Here is a 1,067-nt window from a genome sequence, read left to right on the forward strand (position 1 = left end):
TGTGGACGAGTCAGCATTCACGATCGAAGAGGCTCGCGTCATCCTGACGGCCGCCCGTGACCATGACATGCCGCGCAAGCTCCATGCCGATGAGATGGCGGATGACCATGGCGCCGAGCTGGCAGCCGAGATGGGATGTGTCAGTGCCGATCACCTCGTTTGGACCAGCGAGAAGGGGATGAAGGCCCTGGCGAAGGAGGGTGTTGTCGCGACACTCATGCCGGGAACTGTCCTTTCGCTGGGACGCACGAAGTTCGCGGATGCGCGCGGGTTCATCGAACATGGCGTTCCAGTCGCTCTTGCAACAGACTACAATCCGGGGACCTGCATGTGTCCCAACATGCTGCTCATCATGGCGCTGGGATGCCTGCACATGAAGATGACCGCCGAGGAAGTCCTGGTCGCAGCGACCATCAACGGCGCCGCCGCCGTGGGTCGCGGCATGCAGACCGGTTCGCTGCGCGAGGGCAAGGACGCTGACCTGCTCGTCCTCGACATTGATACCTACAAGGAGATCCCCTATCGTTTCGGGGAGAACTTCGTCCGGTACGTCGTAGCAGGAGGAGGAGTTATCAAGGCTCCCAAGGTCTTCAAGAAGAAGTACTTCCAGGAAAGTTAGCGCGCACTATCCGGGGCAGACCCGTCAGAGGGCGCCTGTCCCCCAGCAAATCGAAGCAGAGGAGAAGAACATGGCAAACGTCTTGCGTACGCCGCTGTACGACGAACACGTGAAGCTCGGGGCAACGATGGTCGAGTTTGCGGGCTACGAGATGCCGATCCAGTACACGAGCATCATCGAAGAGCACAAGGCCTGCCGCACGGCCGCGGGACTGTTTGATGTCTCGCACATGGGCGAGATCGAGGTCGAGGGACCGGATGCCGAGAAATTCGTGAGCTACATTTCCACGTGGAATGCAGCCCTGCTCGAGCCGTACGAGATCAAGTACGCCGAGTTCCTGTATCCGGAAGGGACGGTCGTCGACGACTTCTTCATCTACAAGTACAGTGCGACGAAGTTCCTGCTGGTCGTCAACGCCGGCAACTACGACAAGGACCTTGCATGGGTC

General features: G+C 59.6%; 1 protein-coding gene and 1 pseudogene. Both read left to right on the forward strand.

The features are described 5' to 3' along the window. On the forward strand, nucleotides 1-619 hold a 619-nt coding region (locus tag SMC5_RS07035; protein ID WP_165849009.1), incomplete at its 5' end, for an amidohydrolase family protein. A 70-nt stretch (nucleotides 620-689) separates the two neighbouring features. Then, a pseudogene (locus SMC5_RS07040) lies at nucleotides 690-1,067 on the forward strand (glycine cleavage system aminomethyltransferase GcvT); the annotation flags it as partial.

Source organism: Candidatus Cryosericum odellii, from assembly GCF_003570935.1.
GTDB classification, from domain to species: domain Bacteria; phylum Caldisericota; class Caldisericia; order Cryosericales; family Cryosericaceae; genus Cryosericum; species Cryosericum odellii.